We start from the raw sequence: 17674 nt of genomic DNA on the forward strand, positions 1-17674 counted from the left end.
ACAGAAGCTCGCATGCCGAAGAGGCCGCCGGCGGGGTTTGTCCCCCTCGTGGGGCATGCGGCCAACCGTTGACATTTGTCCGGTGAAACGGTTCACTGAACCGTATCACTGAAACGGTTCACAGTCTCGAAGTTCCAGCGTGATAGGTTTACCTGCAATACTAGTAGGAAATAGAGGGAGGTGTGGTCGTGATCATCGACATCCATCAGCATTTGTGGACCGGAACATTCGTCGAAGCGCTCCGCGATCGGACCGCACCCCCCTACCTCGACGGCTGGACGCTGATCCTCGACGGCGAACCGCCCTACGAGGTCGACCCCGCAGACCACACCGACCGGGACGTCACCGGGCTGGAGCTGGCCCTGGTCTCGCTGTCCAGCCCGCTCGGCATCGAGTTCCTGCCTCCGGAGGAGGCGTGGCCGCTGCTCGACGCCTACCACGAGGGCGCGCTCGGGCTGCCCGAGCCGTTCGGCGCGTGGGCCTCGACCTGCCACAGCGAGCCCGACCCCGAGCGCCTGGCCAAGGACCTCGACCGCGGGTTCGCCGGGCTGCAGATCCCGGCGACGGCCCTGCCCGACGACCGGCTGCTGGACGTGCTCACGGAGCGGGACCTGCCGCTGTTCGTCCATCCGGGCCCGGCCGCGGCCACGCCCGGCACACCGTCCTGGTGGCCCGCGCTCGTGCCGTACGTCCAGCAGATGCACGCGTCGTGGCACTACTTCCACGCGGTCGTCAGACCGCGCCACCCCAGGCTGCGCGTGTGTTTCGCGCTGCTGGCCGGGCTGGCCCCGCTCCACTCGGAGCGACTGATCGCGAGGGGCGGCACGGGCCGCGGCCTGGTGGACCCCGGCTGCTTCGTGGAGACCTCCTCGTACGGCCCGCGCGCGATCGACGCGATCGTCCGCGAGCTCGGCGTCGACGTCGTGGTCAACGGCTCCGACGCCCCCTACGCCACCGCACCAGACCCGGGACTCGGCGAGGCAGCCGCCCACGCCATCCGGGTCACCAATCCCCGTCGTCTACTCGGCCGAAAGGAGACCCGTACGTGAGCGAGCAGACCATCGAGCACCCCGGCATTAACCAGACCCAGGACGGGGGTGCCTGTGCTCAGCTCCCGGAGCGCACACTGGACCGGCGCGAGCTGCGCCAGCTGGTGAACGAGCTGGCGGCCAACCCGGCCGAGTGGCGCGAACAGGTGGAGTTCCCCGCCGACGGCGGCCGGCACTACGCCTCGCTCTACCGTGACGCCTACGTCGACGTCTGGCTCCTGTGCTGGCGGCCCGAGGACGACACGGGCTGGCACGACCACGACATCTCCTCGGGCGCGGTCCACGTGGTCCAGGGGGCGCTGCTGGAGTGCAACCCGCGCATCGGCGGCGAGCACCTGGAGACCGTGGTGTCGGAGGGTCAGTCGTTCTCGTTCGGCCCGGACCACATCCACCGGCTCAACGGCGCCGTGGACAACAGCGTCTCGATCCACGCCTATTCGCCGCCGCTGTGGCGGCTCGGCCAGTACTCCATCGACGACACCGGCGTCATGCGCCGCGTCTCGGTCAGCTACGCGGACGAGCTTCGTCCGATGGACGACGCCGTGGTGGCCTAGGAGAGGCCGTAGTGGCTAGGAACGGCGTGGTGGCCTGAGCACGCAGCAGCTCGCGCAGGGCTCCACGTCGGGCAGCGCGATCCACAGGCAGCAGGTCCTGCGGAAGTAGCCGTCGTCGGCGGGCTCGATCAGCCCGTCGACCGGCTTGCCGATCTCGGCCAGCAGCGCCATGTAGTCACCCGCCACGAACTGCGTCAACGGGTGGGCGAACGCCTCCGCGGTCGAACCCCAGAGCGTCCGCTCACCCACTCTGGCCATCCGGCTGAGCACGCGTACGAGCGGCTCTTGCGACTCGGCCAGCGCCCGCCTGATCGGCGCGACGCCGGAGCCCCAGCTCACGCGGGAGGCCGCGATCGTCACCCCCGCCCCGGACACCTTGAAGTACGTCTCGGCCGGCCGCATGGTCGGCACCCGCCCGTCGAGCGCCCAGCCGAGCGCCATCGGCAGCGTGTGCCAGTAGCCGTAGGTCTTCCAGAACAGCGCGGCACCGACGTGGCGCGGGGCGCTCCAGCGCGCCGCCGTCTGGTCGACCAGCTCCTCCAGCAGGGTGTACGGCGGGCGCAGCAGCTCCGAGGCGGCCGTCCAGGTCTCGTCCGGCGTGATGACCAGGCCGGGTTCGACCCCGATCACCCCGCCGCGCTCGTCGGCCAACCGCTGGAGCGCCTCCGTGAGCACGTGAAGTCCTTCCACTACCGGTAAGCCTTACCCAACGTAGCAGGGCGTCCCGCGAACCAGCCGGCCAGGAGCTGCGCCCCCAGCACCCCGAGCCCCGTCAGCAAGGGCACCGTCCACCCGCCGGACACCTGCCTGAGCAGCCCGAACAGCACCGGCCCCAGCGCGGCCACCGCGTACCCCACCGACTGCGCCACCGACGACAACGCGGTCACCGACGCCGGGTCGGGCGCACGCAGCGCGATCAGCAGCAGCGCCAGCGCGAACGAGGCCCCCTGCCCGACCCCGAGCACGACCATCCACAGCCACGGCAGCCACGGCGCGGCGACCGGGGCCAGCAACATGCCGAGGTACCCGGCCACGGTCAGCAGCCCCGCCCCGATCACGAACGGCACCTGCGACGGCCGCCGCCCGGCCAGGATCGGCACGCCGAGCGTGGCGCCCACCTGGACCAGGTTCGTCACGCTGAGCAGGTAGCCGGCCTGGTCGGCGGGCAGCCCGGCGTCATGGAAGATCGTCGGCAGCCAGGCCAGCAGCACGTAGAAGGTGAACGACTGCAGGCCCATCAGCGCGGTCACGTACCAGGTGACCCGGCTGCGCAGCACCACCCCGAACGGCCGCGGCCCGCCCTGCGGCCCCGCCTGCCCGCGCAGCGCCTGCGGCAGCCAGAGCAACGCGGCCAGCAGCGCGGGTACGGCCATCAGCGCCGACATACCGCGCCAGCCGTAGCCCGTGGCGTGCTCGACGGGGATGACCAGTGCCGAGGCGGTCGCGGCGCCGCCCACGATCGCGGAGCTGTAGACGCCGGTCATCAGATTGACCCGGTCGGGGAAATATTCCTTGGTGATGCCGGGCATGGCCACGTTCATCACGGCGATGGCGGTGGCCGCGATCGCCGAGCCCGCGTACAGCGCGGGGATGTCGTCGAGACCGCGCAGCACCACGCCGGCGGCCAGCACGAGGAGCCCGGCAAGCAGCGTGCGGTCCAGCCCGATCCGGCGCGCGAGCAGCGGCGCGATCGGCCCGAACACGCCCAGGCAGACCACCATCACCGTGGTGATCCCGCCGCCGGCGGCGGGCGTGAGGCCCACGTCGTTCATGATCTCGTCGAGGAGCGGGGAGATGCCGGCGATCGCGGGCCGCAGGTTCAGCGCGGCCAGCACGAACCCGGCGACGAGGAGTGCGGATCTCAGGGGCATAGAACCTCTACTCTCGCATAACGCTCTGACAACGTTGTCTGGCCGTCCTACTTGGGAAAGGATCCAAGGGTGAGACCGACGATGAAGGATGTCGCCACGGCAGCCGGGGTGGCGCTCAAGACGGTCTCGCGCGTCGTGAACGGCGAGCCGGGCGTCAACCCGGCGACGGCCGAACGGGTGCGCGAGGCCATCGACCGGCTGGGCTACAGCCGCAACGAGAGCGCCCGCGTGCTGCGCAGGGGCCGCACCGCGACCGTCGGGCTGGTCATCGAGGACGTCGCCGACCCGTTCTACGCGGGGCTGAGCCGGGCGGTCGAGGACGTGGTCATCGTCGAGGGCTGCCTGCTGCTGAGCGGCTCGTCCGGCGAGAAGCCGACCAGGGAGCGCGAGCTGGTACGCACCTTCTGCGCCCGCCGGGTCGACGGTCTGATCGTGGTGCCGGCCGGTGACGACCACTCCTATCTGCGTCCCGAGCTCGACGCCGGGACGCCCGCGGTGTTCGCCGACCGGCCGCCCGGACCAGGGCTGGACGTCGACACCGTGCTCAGCGACAACGCGGGCGGCGCCAGGGAGGCCGTCGGCCACCTCCTGGCGCACGGCCACCGGCGGATCGCCATGCTCGGCGACCATCCGTCGATCTACACGGCGGCCGAGCGGCTGGCGGGTTACCGCGCGGCCCTCGGCCCGCTCTTCGATCCCCGGCTGGTGGCGATGCGTGCCCCCACGCCCGAGACGGTCCGGGACGACCTGGAGCGCATGCTGGCGCTCGACGCGCCGCCGACCGCCCTGTTCACCGGCAACGGGCGGCTCACCGTGACGGCGCTGCGTGCCTTGGGCGGGCGGCGGATGGGGCTGGTCGGGTTCGACGACTTCGAGCTGGCCGACCTGCTGACGCCCGGCGTGACGGTGGTGGCCCAGGACCCGGCCGGGATGGGCCGGGTGGCCGCCGAGCTGCTGTTCCGCCGCCTGGCGGGGGACGGCGGGCCGTCGGAGCACGTCGAGCTGCCGGTACGCCTCATCCCCCGCGGCTCGGGCGAACTACCTCCGTGACCTCCGAGGCGGAGACGGGGCGAGCTTCCGGGCGTAGGGCGCCGGACAGGGCCAGGGCGACGAGGACGCCCGCGATGCCCGCCGCGAAGATCGCCGGTCCCGGGCCGATCGCCTCCCCCAGGACACCGATCAGCGCCGCGCCGATCGCCTGCCCGGTCATCAGCCCGGCCGACAGCAGCCCGAACGCCTGGCCGCGCGCCTCCTCCGGCACCGAATCCACGAAGCGCCGCTGCAACCCGAGCTGGTAGGACACCCCGGCGGCGGACACGGCGGCCAGCACCGCCGCCCACGCCACGCCGGGCGCCGCCAGGAAGGCCAGCCACGGCAGCCCGATCAGCACCGCCAGCGGCAGCGACAGCCGCTCCCTGACCGCCGGAGCCGCGAACCGCCCCACCGCGAACTCCCCGACCGCCATCCCACCGGCCGCCGCCGCCAGCACCGCCCCCGCCTGCCCCTGACCGCCCAGATAGGGCACGACCATCGCCTCGGCCCCGGCCATGCACGTGCTCGGCAGCCAGCTCGCCAGCAGCAGCCCCCGCACCCGCCGATCGACCAGCAGTGACCGATTCACCCGCAGAGTCACCCGCACGGCCCCGCCGCCCGCGCCGCGAGCCGCCTCCGCACCACCCACCGCCGCGCCACCAGCCGCCGTACTACCGGCAGCCGCGCCCCGGCCGGGCCGGTAAGGCAGGCCGTACCGGAGCACCAGGGCGGCCACCGCCGAGAGCCCTGCCGTGATCGCCAGCGCCCCGCGCGGCCCCGTGACCGCCAGGAAGGCACCCCCTACGGCCAGCCCGGCGATCTGGGCGCCCGCCGAAGTAACCCCCATGAGCGACCGGGCCAGCACGAACGCGTCCCCGGGCAGTACGTCCGGCAGCAACGCACTGCGCGCCGCCCCGAACACCGGCGCGAACAACCCCGTCACCAGCACCAGCCCGAGCATCACCGGCACCGGCAGTCCGGCGAAGGCCAGCAGCAGGCACACCACCACCCTGACCAGCTCCCCCGCGACCATCACCGCCCGAGGCGGCAGCCGATCGGCCAGCGAGAGCAGGAACATCCCGCCCAGGATGTACGGCAGCCACCCGACCATGTACGCGGCGGCCGAGAGCCCCGGTGACCCCGTCTCCGCGTACACCAGCACCGACAGCGCCAGCATCTTGATCGAGTCCCCGGAGATCAGCAGCGCGAAGCTGCCGAACAGCACCCGGAACTCCCGTACCGCGAACACCTGCCCGAAGGTGGCCCCACGCTCGGTCAACCCGCACCCCCATCGTGAAAGGGCGGCTCCGGAGGGAGGTCTCGGAGCCGCCGGTCACGATGCTGCGGGACCACGCCCGGCCAGGGCGAATCTTTCGGATATAAACGAAAGGTGTTCAGGATCGAGGTCACTCCGCAGGACGTGGTGGCCAGCCGGTTCGCCATCTCGCCGCTGATCGAGACCATGCACGCGCAGTGGGTGCTCGAAGGGCGGACCAGGGCGGGCGCGCACCGGCGGTGGGTGGACAGGTGGCACGAGCGGTACAAGGAGCTCGCCGGCCGCCTCCCCGCCCTGCGCGCCATGGCGGCGATCACCGGCAACAAGGGCACCGGCAACGTCGACTTCATCGCGCCGCCGCCCGCCGGGATGAGCGTGCCGTTCGAGACCGAGCTGGCCGCCATGCGCACGACTCCGGTCGAGCAGGCGCACGCCGAGATCGCCTCGGTCCTGGCCCAGCGGCCACCCGTGCCGGAGTGGACCAGGGAGCTGCTGCTCGGACCCGACGTCGTCCAGGTGCTGGCCGACGCCTACGAGACGCTGTGGACGGAGATCCTTTCCAAGGACTGGCCGCGCTTCCAGGCGATCCTGGAACGCGACGTGGTGCAGCGGGCGGGCCGGCTCGCCGCGTACGGCTGGGCGGCCGCGCTCGACGACCTGAGCGAGCAGGTCCGGTGGCATGGCGACGGGTACATCGAGGTCCGGATGGGCCAGAGCGACGAGCGGCACCGGCTCGGCGGCAAGGGGCTGCTGTTCCTGCCGTCGGCGTTCGTGCCCGCCGTGGGCGCCTACCTGGAGGACGCCTGGCCGTACGCGCTCACGTACCCGGCCCGCGGCACGGCCGTCGAGGTGCCCGCGGCGGGTGCGGGGGCGGGCCTGGCGGTGCTGATCGGCCGCACCCGGGCCCGCATTCTCGCCGAGCTCGCCGTGCCCGCCACCACCACCCACCTCGCGGCCCTGCTCGGGCACAGCCTCGGCACCACCGGCGGCCACCTGGCCGCCCTGCGCCGCACCGGCCTCATCGCGGGCACCCGTACCGGCCGCGCCGTCCTGTACGCCCGCACTCCACTCGGCGACGCCCTCGTAGCGGGAAACAACTGAAGCACGGGTACGCGCGCGAGGACCGATGATAGTTCGGCAGACTCGATACCCCCGTGATCCGAGGGCACGAAGGTATAGTCACATCTGTCCAGCACAACTGTTCAGGCCGAGGGAGCGCGCGCATGAAGGCCGCCGATGTCGCGCCAGAGGCGCAGGCCCGGTTCCCGCACGATCTCATGTACGCTGCGGCGACCCAGTACTACCTCGAAGACGCCACCCAGGCCGACATCGCCAAGCGGCTGGGCGTCAGCAGGGCGACCGTGAGCCGGCTGCTCACCGAGGCCCGCCGCCAGGGCATCGTCGAGATCAAGGTGCACCGGCCCGCCACTCTCGAGGACGGCCCCCTGGCCGCCAGCGTGGCCGAGGCGCTGCGGCTGCGGCGCGTCCACCTGGTCCCCAAGGTGAGCGGCCCGGCGCTGGGCCCCTGGCTGGCGCCGGGGCTGGCCCGTGCCCTGGCCGGGGTCGGGCTGGAGTCGGGTGACGTGGTGCTGGTCTCGTCCGGCAGCACGGTGTACGAGTGCGCGCGCGAGGGGCTGGGGCAGTTCCCCGGCGTCACCATCGCACCGGCTGTCGGCGGGCAGGAGGAGCCGCAGCCGTGGTTCCAGACCAACGAGACCACCCGCATCCTGGCCGAACGCGTCGGCGGCGTGCCCAGCTACCTGTACGCGCCCGCGCTGCCGGGGCCCGAGCTGTTCTACTCGCTCCAGCACGAGCCGTCGGTACGCAAGGTCATGGACCTGTGGGCGCACGCCAAGTGCGCCATCGTCGGCGTCGGCTCCGCGCCGCTGATGCGGCAGGTCGTGCCCGCCTTCATGCCGCGCGACGCGGAGAGCCTGCGCGAGGCCGTGGGCGACGTCTGCATGCGTGTGTACGACCGCGCCGGCGAGCCGGTCTCCTACCCGGGCAGCGAGCGCCTGGTGGCCCCCGGCCTGCACGAACTACGCCGCATCCCGTCGTCGATCGCCGTCGCGGTGGGCGCCGAGAAGGTGCTGTCGATCATCGCGGGCGCCAAGGGCGGCTACTTCAACCAGCTGGTCACCGACGTCCTGACCGCCGAGGGCCTGCTCGCCGCGGCACGCCGTTCCTGACAAGCAGCCGACGCTCCTGACAGCGACGGCTTGATAAACACCCGACAAACCGGGAACGAACCCCAAACGACCACTTCTTGCCCAAAACCAGGCCTAGGCCCTGAACACTTTTGCTGGACAATTATTCAGACCTCGCGCTAGCGTGAGCCACACCACAGGACGTGGCCGGTTGTGAGCGGCTTGTCTCCCGTGGCGTTTTCGGGGGAGCGACGCGATCAGCGAGTCCGTGAGGACGTAGTGAGTGAGGAAATATCCCGTGAAGAGAGTTCAGATGCGGACCTCCGCGTTCGCCGCGGTTGTAGTCATCGCAGGGTCGGCGCTGGCCGCCTGCGGCTCCGGCTCCACCGGTGGTGACAGCGGCACCAAGGCCGGCGGCGGCGCGGAGAACGCCAAGGTGGCCTTCCTCATGCCCGACCTCGCCTCCACCAGGTACGAACTGCAGGACAAGCCGCTGTTCGAGGCCAAGATGAAGCAGCTCTGCCCGAGCTGCACGGTCATCTACCAGAACGCCGACTCCGACGCGGCCAAGCAGCAGCAACAGGCGAACTCGGCCCTGGCGCAGGGCGTCAAGGCCATCGTGCTCGACCCGGTCGACTCGGCCGCCGCGGCCACGATGGTCAAGACGGCGCAGTCGCAGGGAGTGGCGGTCATCGCCTACGACCGGCCGATCCCGGCCACGCCCGCCGACTACTACATCTCGTTCGACAACGAGAAGATCGGCAACATGATCGCCCAGTCCCTGGTCGACCACCTCAAGAAGGAGAACATCCAGGGCGGCCTCCTGGAGGTCAACGGCTCGCCCACGGACGCGGCGGCCGGCCTGATCAAGAAGGGCATCCACAGCGCGATCGACCCGAGCGGCTTCAAGCTGCTGGCCGAGTACGACACTCCCGACTGGCAGCCGGAAAAGGCCCAGACCTGGGTCAGCGGCCAGATCACGCAGTTCAAGGACCAGATCGCCGGCGTGGTCGCGGCCAACGACGGCACCGGCGGCGGCTCGATCGCCGCGTTCAAGGCGGCCGGCGTGAAGGTGCCGCCGGTCACGGGCAACGACGCCGAGCCGGCCGCCGCCCAGCGGATCATCGCCGGCGACCAGTACAACACGATCTCCAAGCCGATCAAGATCGTGGCGGAGGCATCGGCCGACGTCGCCTACCAGTTCATGCAGGGCAAGAAGCCCGCGGGCAAGACCACGCTCTACAACACCCCGTCCCAGCTGTTCGTCCCCACGGTCGTGACCAAGGAGAACATCAAGGCGGTCCTGTTCGACAGCGGCATCATGAAGGCCGGCGAAGTGTGCACCGGCGAATACGCCAAGGGCTGCGCCGAGCTCGGCATCAAGTAAGGCTAGGGAGGAGCGGCCTTGTCGCCCACACAGCAAGCGGACAGCGTTCTGTCCCTGCGAGGGATCAGCAAGACGTTCGGAGCGGTCGCCGCGCTCACCGACATCGACCTCGATGTCGCGGCGGGCCAGGTCATGGCCATCGTCGGCGACAACGGCGCGGGCAAGTCGACGCTGGTCAAGATCCTGTCGGGGGTGCATCCGCCCGATTCGGGGACGATCACCTTCGAGTCGCGGGACATCCACATCCCGACGCCGGCGGCGGCGCACAAGCTCGGCATCGCCACCGTGTTCCAGGACCTCGCCCTGTGCGAGAACCTCAACGTGATCCAGAACCTGTTCCTGGGCCAGGAGGTCCGCCCGCTCCGGCTGAACGACGTGGCGATGGAGACCCGCTCCTGGGACCTGCTCCGCCAGCTGTCGGCGAAGATCCCAAGTGTCCGCGTGCCGGTGGCCGCGCTCTCCGGCGGCCAGCGCCAGACGGTGGCCATCGCCAGGTCGCTGCTCGGCGACCCCAAGGTGATCATCCTCGACGAGCCGACCGCCGCCCTGGGCGTCGCCCAGACGGCGGAGGTGCTCAACCTGGTCGAGCGGCTGCGCGAGAACGGCCTCGGCGTCATCATGATCAGCCACAACATGGCCGACGTGCAGGCCGTGGCCGACACCGTGGCCGTGCTGCGGCTCGGCCGCAACAACGGGGTGTTCGACGTGGGCGCGGTCTCCACCGAAGAGATCATCGCCGCCATCACCGGCGCCACCGACAATGCGGTCTCCCAGCGCCAGGCGCGCCGCAAGGAAGGTCTGCCCTCATGAACAGCACGCTCACGGACCGCCAGGACGAGCGGCTGAGCGCGAACGAAGGGGTGCGCGGCGCGATCGCCGACGTGGTCGAGCGGGCCCGTGGCGGCGACCTGGGCGTGATCCCCGTCGTGGTGGGGCTCATCGTCATCTGGACGGTGCTGCAGATCCTCAACCCGATCTTCCTGTCCAGCGCGAACCTGGTGAACCTCACCCTGGAGTCGGCCGCGACCGGCATCATCGCGCTGGGCATCGTCTGCGTGCTGCTGGTCGGCCAGATCGACCTGTCGGTCGGCTCGGTCAGCGGCCTGTCGGGGGCCGTGCTCGCCGTGCTCTTCGTGGTCAAGGGGCTGCCGGTCTGGCTGGCCATCCTGGCCGCGGTCATCATGGGCGCGGCGATCGGCTGGGTGTACGCGCAGCTGTTCAACCGCTTCGGGGTGCCGAGCTTCGTCATCACGATGGCCGGGCTGCTGGCCTTCCTCGGACTGCAGCTCTATGTGCTGGGCACCAAGGGCTCGATCAACCTGCCGTTCGACTCGGGCCTGGTGAACTTCGCGCAGCTCGACTTCGTACCGGCCTGGCTGTCGTACTGCTTCGCGGTGATCGCGGCCGTCTGGCTGTTCGCCAGCGGCTACCTGCACGCCCAGGAGCGGCGGCGCGCCGGGCTGTCGGCCAGGAGCCTGTCCATGCTGCTGGTCAGGAGCCTGGCGCTGCTGGCCGTGCTGGCCTTCGTGGTCTACTACCTCGGGCAGACCCGCGGCATCGGCTGGATGTTCATCTTCTTCGTGGCGCTGGTGCTGATCATGCACTACATGCTGTCGCGTACCAAGTGGGGCCGGGCCGTCTACGCGGTCGGCGGCAACGTGGAGGCCGCGCGCCGCGCGGGCATCAACGTCAGGGCCATCTACACCTCGGTGTTCGTGCTCTGCTCGTCGTTCGCGGCGGTGGGCGGCATCCTCGCGGCGGCCCGGCTGGCCGCGGCGAACCAGAGCAGCGGCGCGGGCGACGTCAACCTCAACGCCATCGCGGCGGCCGTGATCGGCGGGACGAGCCTGTTCGGCGGGCGCGGCACGGCCTTCGGCGCGCTGCTCGGCATCATCGTCATCCAGTCGATCTCCAGCGGGCTGACCCTGCTCAACCTCGACTCCTCCATCCGCTTCGTGGTCACGGGCATCGTCCTGCTGCTCGCGGTCGTCGTCGACTCGATCGCCCGCAAGTCGCGGACCTCCCACGGACGCGCCTGATGGCGGTCATCTGCGTCGACGCGGGGACCACGGTCATCAAAGCCGTCGGATACGACGAGACGGGCGCCGAGACGGCCGTCGCCCGGCACGGCACCACCGTCTCCAGGCCCGCGCCCGGCCAGGCCGAGCAGGACATGGACTCCGTCTGGGACGCGGTCGCCGGCACGGTCCGCGAGGTCGCGTCCCGGCTCGGCACCGCGCCCGACTTCGTGGCTGTGACCGCGCAGGGTGACGGCTGCTGGCTGGTCGACGGGGCGGGCCGCCCCACCGGTCCGGCGATCCTGTGGAACGACGGCCGCGCCGCCGCCACGGTCGACCACTGGAACCGCTCGGGGCTGGCCGCCGACGCCTTCCGCGTCAACGGCTCCTCCGCCGCCTCCGGGCTCCCCCACGCGATCCTGACCTGGCTGAACGAGCACGACCCCGACCGGCTGGCCCGCTCGGCCGCCAACCTGTCGTGCGGCGGCTGGATCTTCTCCAGGCTGACCGGCGAGCTGGCCGCCGACGAATCCGACGGCTCGGCCCCCTTCATGGACCTGCGCACCCGCGCCTACTCCCCCGCGCTCCTGGCCATGTTCGGCCTGGAGTGGGCCGATCGCCTGCTGCCCGAGCTGCGCGACGACACGCGCCGGGTGGGCGCCCTGACCCGCGAGGCCGCCGAGCTCCTCGGGCTGCCCGCCGGGACACCGGTCGTGATGGCGCCCTACGACATCGCCGCCACCGCGATCGGCGCCGGCACCGTCGGCCCCGGCCAGGCGTGCAGCATCCTGGGCACCACGCTCTGCACGGAGACCGTCGTCGAGCGGCCCGACCTGGACGGCGAGCCCGTCGGCATCACGATCGCGATGCCCGACGGCTACCTGCGCGCCTTCCCCACCTTCGCCGGGACCGAGGTTCTGCAGTGGGCCTGCCGGCTGCTCGGCCTGGACGGCCCGGCCGAGCTGGGCGAGCTGGCCGCCACCGGCCCGCCGGGCGCGGGCGGGCTGTCGTTCCAGCCCTACTTCTCCCCCGCCGGTGAGCGCGCGCCGTTCTCCGATCCGCTGGCCAGGGGCGCCTTCCTCGGCCTGTCCTTCGAGCATGGGCGCGAGCACGTCGCCCGAGCCGTGCTCGAAGGGCTCACACTCGTCATCCAGGACTGCCTGGCCGCCTCCGGTGACGGGCCGCACGAGCTGCGGGTGTGCGGCGGCGGCTCGGCCAGCGCGCTGTGGCTGCGGATGATCTCCGATGTCACCGGCCTGCCGGTCTTCCGATCGGGAGACGCCGAGGTCGGCGCCAGGGGCGCCTTCCTGGTCGGCCTGGCCGCCACGGGCGCGGCCACGAGCATCGAGGCCGCGGCCGACCGGTACGTCCGGTTGCGGGATGCCGTACGACCCGAGTCCGGCGCGTACGGCACGGCGTACCAGGACTTCCTGGCCCTGCGCGAGACCAGCGCCCGATCATGGCCGCTGCTCGCCGAGATGCGGGGGCGCTCGTGAGCGTCTGGATCGGTGTGGACCTGGGCACGCAGAGCGTCCGGGCGATGGCCGTCACGGACGGCGGCGAAGTGCTCGGCGCGGCGAGCAGGCCGCTGACCAGCCACCGCGACGGGCCCCGGCACGAGCAGGACCCCGAGGAGTGGTGGCGGCAGCTCTCCGCCGCCACCAGCGAGGCGCTGCGCGAGGTGCCGCCGGAGCGGATCCGCGGCGTCGCCGTGGCCGCGACCTCGGGCACGATCCTGCTGACCGGCCCCGACGGCACCGCGCTGACCCCCGGTCTGATGTACGACGACCGGCGGGCGGCGGCTGAGGTGGCCCGGATCGACTCGGTCGGCGCGCCCGTCTGGCAGCGGCTCGGCTACCAGCGCATGCAGGCCAACTGGGCGCTGCCCAAGCTGCTGTGGCTACTGCCTGACGCCCCGCCGGGCGCGCGGCTGGCGCACCAGAACGACTTCGTCAACCGGCGCCTGGTCGGGCGCGACGTGGCCACCGATCTGAGCAACGCGCTCAAGACCGGCGTGGACCTGATCGAGGAGCGGTGGCCGTACGAGGTGTTCGACGAGCTGGGGGTGCCCGCCGAGACACTGCCCGACGTCGTACGGCCCGGCACCACGCTCGGCACGGTCTGCGCCGAGGCCGCCGCGAGCACCGGCATCCCGGTCGGCACCCCGGTGATCGCCGGGACCACCGACGGGTGCGCGGCGCAGCTCGGCGCCGGAGCGATGACGCCGGGCAGCTGGAACTCCGTCATGGGCACCACCCTGGTGCTCAAGGGCGTCACCAGGGAGCTGATCCACGACCCGCTGGGCGTCGTCTACTCGCACCGCGCGCCGGACGGCTCGTGGCTGCCGGGTGGCGCGTCGAGCACGGGCGCGGGGGTGCTGACCCGCGAGTTCGCCGGACAGGACCTCGACGCGCTGAGCGCCCGGGCCGCCGCCCGCTATGGCCCCACCGCCAGCTTCGGTCCCGCCACCCACTTCGGTCCCGCCGCCACGGAACCGGTCGTCACCTATCCGCTCGTGTCGCGCGGGGAGCGGTTCCCGTTCGTGGCGCCCGAGGCGGAGGGGTTCACGCTCGGCCGGCCCGCCGACGACGTCGAGCGCTACGTGGCGATCCTGCGCGGCGCGGCGTTCGTCGAGCGGCTCTGCTTCGACTATCTCGACCTGCTGGGCGCCCCGGTGGACGGGGAGATCGTGCTCACCGGCGGAGCCACCAGGAGCGCGTACTGGAACCAACTGCGCGCCGACGTCCTCGGGCGGCCCGTCACGCTGCGGGAGAACGCCGAGCCCGCGCTCGGCATGGCTGTACTGGCCGCGGGAGACAAGGGCGACGCGGCCGGGATGATCCGCACCCGCGCGGTCGTGGACCCGGCCGGACCCCGCATGGACGAGACCTACCTACGCTTCGTCACCGAACTGGAAGGACGCGGCTGGCTGCCCGCGAGCGCCGCCGACCACGCCCGTGAGAGGACCGCGCCATGACCAACATCGCACTGGTGCGCCACGGCGAGTCCGTCTGGCATGCCGAGAACCGCTACGCCGGGCTCAGCGACGTCGAGCTGACCCCGCGCGGCCTCGACCAGGCCGGGCAGCTGGCCTCCTGGGCGGGCCGGGCCGGGCTTGCGGCCGTCTGGGCGTCCACCCTGAGCAGGGCCCGCATCACCGCCGCCGCCAGCGCCGAGGCGGCGGGCGTCGACCTGCGGGTGGACGAGCGGCTGCGGGAGCTCGACTTCGGCCAGGCCGACGGGCTGACCGCGGCGGAGATGCGCGAGCTCTTCCCCGAGGCCCGCGCCGCCTTCGAGGCCGACCCCGCCACGAACCCACTGCCGGGCGGCGAGGACCCCAAGCTCGCGGCCGACCGGTTCACCGAGTGTCTGCGGGACATCGCCGCGGCCCATCCCGACGGCCGGGTGATGGTCGTCGCCCACACGACCGTCATCAGGATCGCGCTGTGCCGGCTCATGGGCGTGCCGCTGGACGAGTACCGGCGGCTCTTCCCGAGCCTGGACAACTGCGCCATCACCGAGATCCGCCCGCGGAACGGCCAGGTGGCGATCCTGCGGTACAACTCCCCGATTGGAGCTCTTCGTTGACCATCCGAGTCCTCGCCGCCGGCGACCACTTCGTCCAGAACCGCCTCTTCATCGACGCGCTCCGGCACGCGGTTCCCGGTGAGGTGGAGATCAGCGAGCTGACGCTGCCGTGGCCGGAGGTGCCGTTCGGCCGGGTGAGCGAGGTGGACGAGGCGTCCGATGTGGAGGACGAGCTGATCGAGGCGCTGCGCGGCGTCGAGGTCTGCGTGACCCAGATGGCCCCCCTGACGAAGCGGGTGCTGGACGCGTCGCCGGAGCTCAAGCTGTTCTGTGTCAGCCGGGGCGGCCCGGTCAACGCCAACCTGGACGCGGCCACCGAGGCGGGGGTCGCGGTCACGTTCGCGCCGGGACGCAACGCCGTGGCCACCGCCGAGCACACGCTGGCCATGCTCCTCGCGGCCACCCGCCGCATCCCCCAGACGCACGCCGACCTGGCGGGGGGCGTCTGGCGGGGCGACTACTACACCTATGACAACGTCGGGCCCGAGCTGGAGGGCTCCACGGCGGGCCTGGTCGGCTATGGGGCGATCGGCCGCCGGGTGGCCCGCATGCTGGAGGGCTTCGGGGCGGAGGTCCTGGTCTACGACCCTTACGTGGAAATTTCAGGACAGGTGGAGTTGGACGAGCTGCTCGAACGCTCCCAGTTCCTCTCCCTGCACGCGCGGGCCACCCCCGAGACCATCGGCATGATCGGCGCGCCGCAGATCGCCGCGATGCCTCGCGGGTCCGTCATCGTCAACTGCGCGCGCGGCTCGCTGCTCGACTACGACGCCCTGTGCGACGCGCTGGAGTCGGGTCACCTGTTCGGCGCCGCGGTGGACGTCTTCCCCGAGGAGCCCATCCCGGCGGGGTCGCGGCTCCTCACGACCCCCAACCTGGTGATGACCCCGCACCTGGCCGGCGCCAGCAAGGAGACGGCCATGAAGGCCGCCGAGATCGTCGCCGAGGACGTGGCCCGCTATGTCCGCAAGGAGCCGCTCAAGCACTGGGCCAACCCGGCGGCGCTCATCCCTTGAGCGCGCCGGCCATCAGCCCGCGCATGAAGAACCGGCCGAGCAGCACGTAGATCAGCATCGTCGGCACCGACGCCAGAATCGCCGCCGCCATCTGCTGGCTGTACGGCGTGGCCTGGGCGCCGGCGATGTTGTTGAGCATGACGGTCGTCGGCCAACTGGTCGGCCCGGTGAGGAAGACGGCGAACAGGAAGTCGTTCCACATCGAGGTGAACTGCCAGATGATCACCACCGCGATGGCCGGCGCGGACACCGGCAGCACTACCGACCAGTACGTACGCAGCATCCCCGCGCCGTCCACCCGAGACGCCTCGATGAGCTCGTCCGGGATGGTGACGTAGTAGTTGCGGAAGATCAGCGTGCAGATCGGGATGCCGTAGACCACGTGCGCCAGCGTCAGCCCGGGGATGCCGCCGTAGAAGACGCCCTGCAGCCCGGTCAGCTCGTTGAGGTTCACCAGGAGCTGCACCAGCGGGATCATCACCCCCTGGTAGGGGATGAACATGCCGAACAGGAACAGCGTGAACAGCACATCCGCGCCCGGGAAGCGCCATTTCGACAGCACGTAGCCGTTCATGGAGCCGAGCACGCAGGACAGCAGCGAGCCCGGCACGGCCAGCAGGACGGAGTTCCACAGGCCCGGGGCCAGTTTCTCCCACGCCACGTGCCACGCCTCGAAGGTCCAGGTCCGCGGCAGGTTCCACGCCTGGCTCGGGTCCGCCTCGGTCAGCGGCTTGAAGCTGGTGACCAGCAGGACGTAGATCGGGATCAGGAAGATCACCACGAAGGCGATCAGCAGGACGAGCCGCACCCCGGTGGACACCCGCCGGCGCCCGATCACCGCGGTCATGAACGCCTCTCCTTACGCACGGACCAGATCAGGTACGGGATGACGAAGACGGCCACGCTCAGCACGATGTACGAGGCGATGGTGGCGCCCTTGGCCGGGTCGTGGGAGTCGAACACCGCCACCCACATGAACACGGCGGGCACGTCGGTGATGATCTGCTTGCCCGACACCGCCACGATCAGGTCGAACACCTTGAGCGAGATGTGCCCGAGGATGATCAGCGCCGACAGCGTCACGGGCCGGAGCATCGGCAGCACGACGTACCGGTAGACGCCCCACTCGTTGCACCCGTCGACCCGCGCCGCCTCGCGCAGCTCCTCCGGCACACCACGGAACCCCGCCAGGAACAGTGCCATGACATATCCGGACATTTGCCAGACTGCCGGAAGGGCCATCGCGGCCATCCCCCAGTCCGGATCCCGGAACCACTGCCACTGCGGCAGCCCGATCCAGTCGAAGAGCCGGTTGAGCCCGACCGCCCGCTGCTCCATCCCCGAGTTCATCAACCACCGCCACACGATGCCGGTCGCGACGAACGAGATGGCCATCGGGAACAGGTAGATCGCCCGGAACGTCCCCTCGCCCCTGATCCCCTTCTCCATGAGGAAGGCCAGGAACCAGCCGAGCACCAGCGCGCCCAGCACGAACACGAGCGTGAACATGATCGCGTGCTGCACCGAGATGTGCCATCGAGGCAGGTCCCAGATGTCGACGAAATTCTTCAGCCCGACGAACTTGCCCTCGGACACCTCGTCGTGCTTGTCGGTCATGGCCAGCTGGAAGTTCCAGCCCAGCATGCCGTACACGAACACGCCGATCGCGATGATGGACGGCGTGACGAGGAGTAACCCAGGCAGCCAGGTGCGTGCCCGCCTCACAACATCCCCTC

Annotated in this window: 17 protein-coding genes; 12 read left to right on the forward strand and 5 right to left on the reverse strand. The window is 71.3% G+C overall.

The genetic code is table 11. The annotated features are described in order from the left end of the window. Nucleotides 1-188: 188 nt before the first annotated feature. Both ACGFJ2_RS13580 and ACGFJ2_RS13585 read left to right on the forward strand, forming a co-directional pair. Nucleotides 189-1049 (forward strand): amidohydrolase, encoded by an 861-nt coding sequence (locus tag ACGFJ2_RS13580; protein WP_358539735.1) that lies wholly within the window; start codon nucleotides 189-191, stop codon nucleotides 1047-1049. Continuing rightward, nucleotides 1046-1603 (forward strand): cysteine dioxygenase family protein, encoded by a 558-nt coding sequence (locus ACGFJ2_RS13585; protein WP_357950575.1) that lies wholly within the window; start codon nucleotides 1046-1048, stop codon nucleotides 1601-1603. The genes ACGFJ2_RS13580 and ACGFJ2_RS13585 overlap by 4 nt, the downstream gene beginning before the upstream one ends. 15 nt (nucleotides 1604-1618) lie before the next feature. Here the strand turns inward: ACGFJ2_RS13585 and ACGFJ2_RS13590 are convergent, their stop codons facing one another. Together ACGFJ2_RS13590 and ACGFJ2_RS13595 are read right to left on the reverse strand one after the other, a co-directional pair. Further along, the gene (locus tag ACGFJ2_RS13590; protein ID WP_393467825.1) at nucleotides 1619-2278 is read right to left on the reverse strand and encodes a hypothetical protein; all 660 of its coding nucleotides are present in this window, start codon (nucleotides 2276-2278) and stop codon (nucleotides 1619-1621) included. A gap of 14 nt (nucleotides 2279-2292) precedes the next feature. Next, the gene (locus ACGFJ2_RS13595; RefSeq protein ID WP_393467828.1) at nucleotides 2293-3474 is read right to left on the reverse strand and encodes a CynX/NimT family MFS transporter; all 1182 of its coding nucleotides are present in this window, start codon (nucleotides 3472-3474) and stop codon (nucleotides 2293-2295) included. Nucleotides 3475-3543: 69 nt separating this feature from the next. On the opposite strand from ACGFJ2_RS13595, the gene ACGFJ2_RS13600 reads away from it, so the two are divergent. Further along, nucleotides 3544-4524 (forward strand): LacI family DNA-binding transcriptional regulator, encoded by a 981-nt coding sequence (locus tag ACGFJ2_RS13600; RefSeq protein ID WP_393467830.1) that lies wholly within the window; start codon nucleotides 3544-3546, stop codon nucleotides 4522-4524. Here the strand turns inward: ACGFJ2_RS13600 and ACGFJ2_RS13605 are convergent. Continuing rightward, nucleotides 4490-5785 carry an MFS transporter gene (locus tag ACGFJ2_RS13605; protein WP_393467833.1) on the reverse strand — a complete coding sequence of 432 codons (1296 nt, stop codon included), beginning with the start codon at nucleotides 5783-5785 and terminating at the stop codon, nucleotides 4490-4492. The two genes, ACGFJ2_RS13600 and ACGFJ2_RS13605, sit on opposite strands and share 35 nt — an antisense overlap. Before the next feature lie 111 nt (nucleotides 5786-5896). On the opposite strand from ACGFJ2_RS13605, the gene ACGFJ2_RS13610 reads away from it, so the two are divergent. From ACGFJ2_RS13610 to ACGFJ2_RS13650, 9 genes are all read left to right on the forward strand, one after another. Next, on the forward strand, nucleotides 5897-6883 hold the full coding sequence (locus ACGFJ2_RS13610; RefSeq protein WP_393467836.1) for an ArsR/SmtB family transcription factor: 987 nt from the start codon (nucleotides 5897-5899) through the stop codon (nucleotides 6881-6883). Nucleotides 6884-7005: 122 nt separating this feature from the next. Further along, nucleotides 7006-7971: a sugar-binding transcriptional regulator gene (locus tag ACGFJ2_RS13615; RefSeq protein ID WP_225291924.1), complete on the forward strand. Its 966-nt coding sequence runs from the start codon at nucleotides 7006-7008 to the stop codon at nucleotides 7969-7971. 256 nt (nucleotides 7972-8227) lie between these two features. Further along, the gene (locus ACGFJ2_RS13620) at nucleotides 8228-9316 is read left to right on the forward strand and encodes a sugar ABC transporter substrate-binding protein (protein ID WP_357950557.1); all 1089 of its coding nucleotides are present in this window, start codon (nucleotides 8228-8230) and stop codon (nucleotides 9314-9316) included. Between the two features lie 18 nt (nucleotides 9317-9334). Then, nucleotides 9335-10126, forward strand: coding sequence for an ATP-binding cassette domain-containing protein (locus tag ACGFJ2_RS13625; protein ID WP_225291926.1), 792 nt, complete (start codon nucleotides 9335-9337; stop codon nucleotides 10124-10126). Continuing rightward, nucleotides 10123-11355 carry a sugar ABC transporter permease gene (locus tag ACGFJ2_RS13630; RefSeq protein ID WP_357950554.1) on the forward strand — a complete coding sequence of 411 codons (1233 nt, stop codon included), beginning with the start codon at nucleotides 10123-10125 and terminating at the stop codon, nucleotides 11353-11355. The genes ACGFJ2_RS13625 and ACGFJ2_RS13630 overlap by 4 nt, the downstream gene beginning before the upstream one ends. After that, nucleotides 11355-12830: an FGGY-family carbohydrate kinase gene (locus tag ACGFJ2_RS13635; protein ID WP_358178355.1), complete on the forward strand. Its 1476-nt coding sequence runs from the start codon at nucleotides 11355-11357 to the stop codon at nucleotides 12828-12830. Before ACGFJ2_RS13630 ends, ACGFJ2_RS13635 begins: the two co-directional genes overlap by 1 nt. Further along, nucleotides 12827-14311, forward strand: coding sequence for an FGGY-family carbohydrate kinase (locus ACGFJ2_RS13640; RefSeq protein WP_393467841.1), 1485 nt, complete (start codon nucleotides 12827-12829; stop codon nucleotides 14309-14311). The genes ACGFJ2_RS13635 and ACGFJ2_RS13640 overlap by 4 nt, the downstream gene beginning before the upstream one ends. Then, complete coding sequence (locus ACGFJ2_RS13645; protein ID WP_358178358.1) at nucleotides 14308-14922, forward strand: histidine phosphatase family protein; 615 nt, start codon at nucleotides 14308-14310, stop codon at nucleotides 14920-14922. Before ACGFJ2_RS13640 ends, ACGFJ2_RS13645 begins: the two co-directional genes overlap by 4 nt. After that, nucleotides 14919-15938 carry a 2-hydroxyacid dehydrogenase gene (locus ACGFJ2_RS13650; protein WP_357950542.1) on the forward strand — a complete coding sequence of 340 codons (1020 nt, stop codon included), beginning with the start codon at nucleotides 14919-14921 and terminating at the stop codon, nucleotides 15936-15938. Before ACGFJ2_RS13645 ends, ACGFJ2_RS13650 begins: the two co-directional genes overlap by 4 nt. Here the strand turns inward: ACGFJ2_RS13650 and ACGFJ2_RS13655 are convergent. Both ACGFJ2_RS13655 and ACGFJ2_RS13660 read right to left on the reverse strand, forming a co-directional pair. Continuing rightward, complete coding sequence (locus tag ACGFJ2_RS13655) at nucleotides 15928-16785, reverse strand: carbohydrate ABC transporter permease (protein ID WP_393467846.1); 858 nt, start codon at nucleotides 16783-16785, stop codon at nucleotides 15928-15930. The genes ACGFJ2_RS13650 and ACGFJ2_RS13655 overlap by 11 nt on opposite strands. Continuing rightward, the gene (locus tag ACGFJ2_RS13660; RefSeq protein WP_393467849.1) at nucleotides 16782-17663 is read right to left on the reverse strand and encodes a carbohydrate ABC transporter permease; all 882 of its coding nucleotides are present in this window, start codon (nucleotides 17661-17663) and stop codon (nucleotides 16782-16784) included. The genes ACGFJ2_RS13655 and ACGFJ2_RS13660 overlap by 4 nt, the downstream gene beginning before the upstream one ends. Nucleotides 17664-17674: the final 11 nt, after the last annotated feature.

Origin of the sequence: Nonomuraea sp. NPDC049028, from assembly GCF_043197735.1 — a bacterium.
In the GTDB taxonomy this organism is placed as follows: domain Bacteria; phylum Actinomycetota; class Actinomycetes; order Streptosporangiales; family Streptosporangiaceae; genus Nonomuraea.

Excerpts from the sequence above, each read along its gene's own strand:
- ACGFJ2_RS13655 (WP_393467846.1), bottom strand. The coding sequence starts at position 16,785 with ATGACCGCGGTGATCGGGCGCCGGCGGGTGTCCACCGGGGTGCGGCTC.
- ACGFJ2_RS13595 (WP_393467828.1), bottom strand. The coding sequence starts at position 3,474 with ATGCCCCTGAGATCCGCACTCCTCGTCGCCGGGTTCGTGCTGGCCGCG.
- ACGFJ2_RS13635 (WP_358178355.1), top strand. The coding sequence starts at position 11,355 with ATGGCGGTCATCTGCGTCGACGCGGGGACCACGGTCATCAAAGCCGTC.
- ACGFJ2_RS13630 (WP_357950554.1), top strand. The coding sequence starts at position 10,123 with ATGAACAGCACGCTCACGGACCGCCAGGACGAGCGGCTGAGCGCGAAC.
- ACGFJ2_RS13615 (WP_225291924.1), top strand. The coding sequence starts at position 7,006 with ATGAAGGCCGCCGATGTCGCGCCAGAGGCGCAGGCCCGGTTCCCGCAC.
- ACGFJ2_RS13645 (WP_358178358.1), top strand. The coding sequence starts at position 14,308 with ATGACCAACATCGCACTGGTGCGCCACGGCGAGTCCGTCTGGCATGCC.